This is a genomic window from Streptomyces sp. NPDC002130 (assembly GCF_040296465.1).
GTDB lineage: Bacteria > Actinomycetota > Actinomycetes > Streptomycetales > Streptomycetaceae > Streptomyces.
In genome coordinates this window covers 1-4,319 of record NZ_JBEOXI010000422.1, presented here as the reverse complement: position 1 = coordinate 4,319, position 4,319 = coordinate 1, and the positions used below count along the sequence as shown (strand labels likewise).

4 protein-coding genes are annotated in these 4,319 nt (G+C 64.6%); 3 read left to right on the top strand and 1 reads right to left on the bottom strand.

Features of this window, described 5'->3' with window-relative positions; translation table 11 throughout:
- A partial coding sequence (locus ABT116_RS40110; RefSeq protein ID WP_351644914.1) for a hypothetical protein occupies window positions 1–369 on the bottom strand: 369 nt, incomplete at its 3' end.
- Between the two features lie 100 nt (window positions 370–469).
- On the opposite strand from ABT116_RS40110, the gene ABT116_RS40105 reads away from it, so the two are divergent.
- The 3 genes from ABT116_RS40105 (at window position 470) to ABT116_RS40095 (ending at window position 4,064) form a co-directional block, all read left to right on the top strand.
- Window positions 470–1,534: an IS630 family transposase gene (locus tag ABT116_RS40105; protein WP_351644911.1), complete on the top strand. Its 1,065-nt coding sequence runs from the start codon at window positions 470–472 to the stop codon at window positions 1,532–1,534.
- A gap of 10 nt (window positions 1,535–1,544) precedes the next feature.
- Window positions 1,545–2,444: an ISL3 family transposase gene (locus tag ABT116_RS40100; protein WP_350835191.1), complete on the top strand. Its 900-nt coding sequence runs from the start codon at window positions 1,545–1,547 to the stop codon at window positions 2,442–2,444.
- Between the two features lie 528 nt (window positions 2,445–2,972).
- Complete coding sequence (locus tag ABT116_RS40095) at window positions 2,973–4,064, top strand: hypothetical protein (RefSeq protein ID WP_350835329.1); 1,092 nt, start codon at window positions 2,973–2,975, stop codon at window positions 4,062–4,064.
- The last annotated feature ends 255 nt before the right edge of the window (window positions 4,065–4,319 follow it).

Sequence of the window (4,319 nt, the reverse complement as noted above, 5' to 3'; positions counted from 1 at the left end):
GTGGTGGCCGGCCATGGCCTGCCCATGATGCCTCAGTTCGGGTGCTCCGGCCCCCCGGCGGGTCAGCCGCGACTTCATTGTCGCTGCTCTCACCACGATGGGTGCCAGTGACGGCTCACCTCTGTCGCTGCAGTCCAGGCTGAGCACGTCCAACACTTTGCCCATCGACTGCGCTGGATATCCGGTTCCTGAACGCTTTGCGAGCTCCCCGTACGTGATCTTCTTACCGCTTTTCGCGACGTCGATGAGGACGGAACGAGCGACATCAAGCGTCGTTGACAGCAATTCCGTGACGGTTACCTCGGCATTGCCCTTCCACGGAATGGTGATGGTCGATTGAGATTTCCACATCGGAGCTTCTACGGTCATTCGTCCTCATTCTCGTTTGCCGGGCAGCGTCGACTTGAGATTCGCTGCTAGTGCCGCGCGCCTAAAATTCTTTGACAGTGCGATTTGAGATACTTCAAGCATGCGGATTAAGCCCCTACTCTTGCGAGACGGCGACGATCTCGAGTTGGCCCGACGACTGCGGTCGAGGTCGATCTCCTCCGGTGCGGCGCAGCGAGCGAGGATTGTTTTGCTCGCATCTCAAGGTGAGTCGAATTCGTCGATCGCGGATCTGGTCGGGGTGTCGCGGCCGACGGTGATCTCCTGGCGCGCCCGCTACGACGTAGACGGCTTGGCCGGCCTCGAAGACGATGCGCGTTCGGGGCGGCCGCGTAGCCTCGATCGCCGGGAGATCGTCTCCGCGACCTTGATGCCGCCGCCGAAGAAATACGGTGTCACACACTGGAGTTCGCGCCTGCTCGCGAAACATTTGGGGATCGGGTACGGCACGGTCGCACGGATCTGGCGCGAGTACGGTGTGCAGCCTTGGCGCAGTGAGACATTCAAGTTTTCCACCGATCCGGAACTGGTCGCGAAGGTCACCGACATCGTCGGGTTGTATCTCGATCCGCCCGAGAACGCGATCGTGCTCTGCGTGGACGAGAAATCGCAGATCCAGGCATTGGATCGGACCGCTCCGACGTTGCCGATGCAGATCGGAATGCCCGAGAAGCAAACCCACGACTACATCCGCAACGGCACCACCACCTTGTTCGCGGCGTTGGAGATCGCGACCGGAAAGGTGACCGGGATCTGCCGGCCGCGACACCGTCACCAGGAGTTTCTGGTGTTCCTCAAACATGTCGCACGCGCGTATCCGAAGCAGGAACTGCACTTGGTGATGGACAACTACGCCACCCACAAGAAGGCCGAGGTCCGCGAGTGGCTGGCTGCGAATCCGCGGATCCATGTTCATTTCACCCCGACGTCGGCGTCGTGGATGAACCTCGTCGAGGTGTGGTTCGGGATCATCGAACGCCAAGCGATTCATCGCGGAACTTTCCGCAGTGTCCGCGAACTGACGGCGAAGATCCGAGAGTTCATCAACGGGTGGAATCCGCGGGCGCAGCCGTTCGTGTGGACGAAAACCGCCGAGCAGATCCTGGTGAAAGCTGACCGTAAAACAACTTCAAACTCGGGGCACTAGCGAGTACCAGGTGGCGTGGTCGACCGCGCACCGGGCGCTCATCGCACTGGCCAACCAGTGGCTGCCCGAGCCGGAACCCACCCGCGTGCTCGGCATCGACGAGACCCGCGCCCGGTCGGTGCGCTGGGTGCTCGAAGAGGCCGGCTGGACACGGTCGAACCCGTGGATGACCTCGTTCGTCAACGCCGACCCCACCCTGCCCGGGCACCTTCTCGGGCTGACCCCGGGACGCTCCGGGGCGTGCGTGATCGACTGGCTCGCGCTGCAGACACCCGCGTTCCGGGCCGGCATCGACCTGGTCGTGATCGACCCGTCCGCGCCGTACGCGGGCGGGATCCGCACCGCCCTGCCGGACGCGCGGATCGCAGTCGACAAGTGGCATCTCGTCGCCCTCGCCAACCTCATGGTCACCCAGGTCCGTCAACGGATCACCCGGCAACTGCACGGCCGCCGCGGCACCGCCACCGACAAAGTCTGGGCCAGCCGGCAACTGCTGCTCACCGGCTACGAGCACCTCACCGTGAAGCAAAAGGCCCGGTTCAACGCCGCCCTCGCCGCCGAGGATCCGACCAACGAGATCGCCGCCGCGCATGCCGTCAAGGAACGCCTGCGCCTGCTGCTGGCCGAACACCAGCCGCACCAGATCCGGCGCAGGCTGTACGACTTCTACGACGCCGCCGCCCGCGCCGACATGGAGGAAACCAGCCGCCTGGCGACCACGATCGACACCTGGTGGCCAGCGGTGCTCGTCGCGCTCACCGAGGACGTGACCAACGCCCGCACCGAGGGCTTCAACCGGATCATCAAGCAAACCAAGCGTGTCGGATGCGGCTTCACCAACATGGACAACTACCGAAGGCGCATCATGGTCCACATCGCCCTCACCCGAGGGCAGAGACCAGCAGCATGAAATCAGCACACGCCCCGCTCAAATGCGGAGAGCCATTTATCTCTGCAGTAAACGCCCGGCCCGTCTTCGGCGCCTCGTGCCACACATGCCTTCCCGCTCGGGTTGCGGCGGGCCATAATTCGCCTTTCACGTGCCCGGCTTGCCGTCTTCGGAGCTGGGCCTTGACACCCCTGCACCGGGTACCCACGCATCAGTACCGCACCTGCCGCTGGGCAGTCGATGCATCACCTGTCCGAACGGAATCGACCGCCCCCACGCTGATCACTGCTCCCACACCGCCGAAGCACTTCAACCGATCCGTCACTGCAGCATCATCGAGAAGCCGTCCTCGACACCGGCAGGTCCCGGGCCCGCTGGCTGTGATGTCTTCGCGCTGGCGGCGTCGGCGGGGAGAGGATTTCGCAGTGAGCAGCACCGCTCTCTCCGGGATCGAGGCGACCACCGAATCCGGCCCGCGGTGCTGCACGAAACCTTCGGGGCTCCATCGAGCCAGTGGCAATCGGCCCGTGGTTGCCTCACCATGGAGCGATGACTGCTAAGCGTTGCCGATCCACCCCCGATCCTGCCGAACCCCTTTCCGATGCCGAGCTGCTCATCGGCCTGGTGGTCTCACCATCCCTGAGTGCGATGCTCGGCCCCGAGGTCACCACCTCGGTGCGCAAGATTTTGGTGCAGCGGTATCCGGGAGTGCGCTGGCAACTGAAGATGGCCGAAGACCGGCTGGTCGATCCACCCACCGAGACCTTGGACCTGCTGGAGGCGGCCCGAAACCGCGTGCTGGAGGAGAACTGGGATTTGGCCGTGGTGCTCACCGAGATCCCCCTGAAGACCGGCCGACGTCCGGTGCTCACCCAGCTCAGCCCCGTGCACGGGGTAGGACTGGTCTCCGTCCCAACCCTGGGAGCCGTGCACGTGCGGCAGAAGGTGCAAGAGACCACCGTGCACGTGGTCGGGCAGCTCCTGGGCTACGACGCCGAAGACCTCAACGCCCAGCGGGATCTTGCTCGAAGAGCCCACCAGCTGTCCACCGATCTCGACGAACGCCCGGACGACAACGTCGTGCAGTTCACGGCCCGAGTGCTGAGCGGCAACGTGCGGTTGCTGCTGGGCATGATCCGCGCCAACCAGCCTTGGGCCTTCGTGGCCCGGCTCTCCCGGGCGATGGTCGTGGCAGCGGCCACCGGCATGCTGACATTGGTGGCCTCGGACCTATGGGTACTGGCCATGGCCTACGGGCCGGTGCGCCTGGTCCTGCTGGCGGTGATGGCGATCGGGGCGGTGAGTGCCACCCTGATCCTGGGAGCAGACTTGTGGGAGCGCCCACGGCGGCGAGCCCAACGTGAGCAGGTGATCCTGTTCAATTTGGCCACCACCGCGACCGTGGCCATCGGGGTTGTGGTGTTCTACCTCGGCTTATTCATCCTGTCCTGGGTCGGCGCGCTGCTGCTCATCGACGAGCCGGTACTGGCCGGTGTCGCCGGTCACCCAGTGAACGCTTTGGACTACGCGAAGATCAGCTGGCTCACCGCCAGCCTGGCCACCGTGGGCGGAGCACTAGGAGCTGGACTGGAGGACGACGATGTGGTGCGCGCCGCTGCCTACACCCGGTCCAGCACCTGACACAGCCCCAGCACAGAAGAAACTGAAACATCTACGCGTTGATGCCACGTCTATGCAGGTGTCATTGCCGGTCGCGATGACTTGGTGGGCTCAGCGCAGTGCGCTGCCTCGTACTCGGCGGGTGGGGCGTTGCCGAGGCGGGTGTGCGGGCGGGCGCTGTTGTACCTGTCGATCCGGGATCCGCACCGCCCTGCCGGACGCGCGGATCGCAGTCGACAAGTGGCATCTCGTCGCCCTCGCCAACCTCATGGTCAC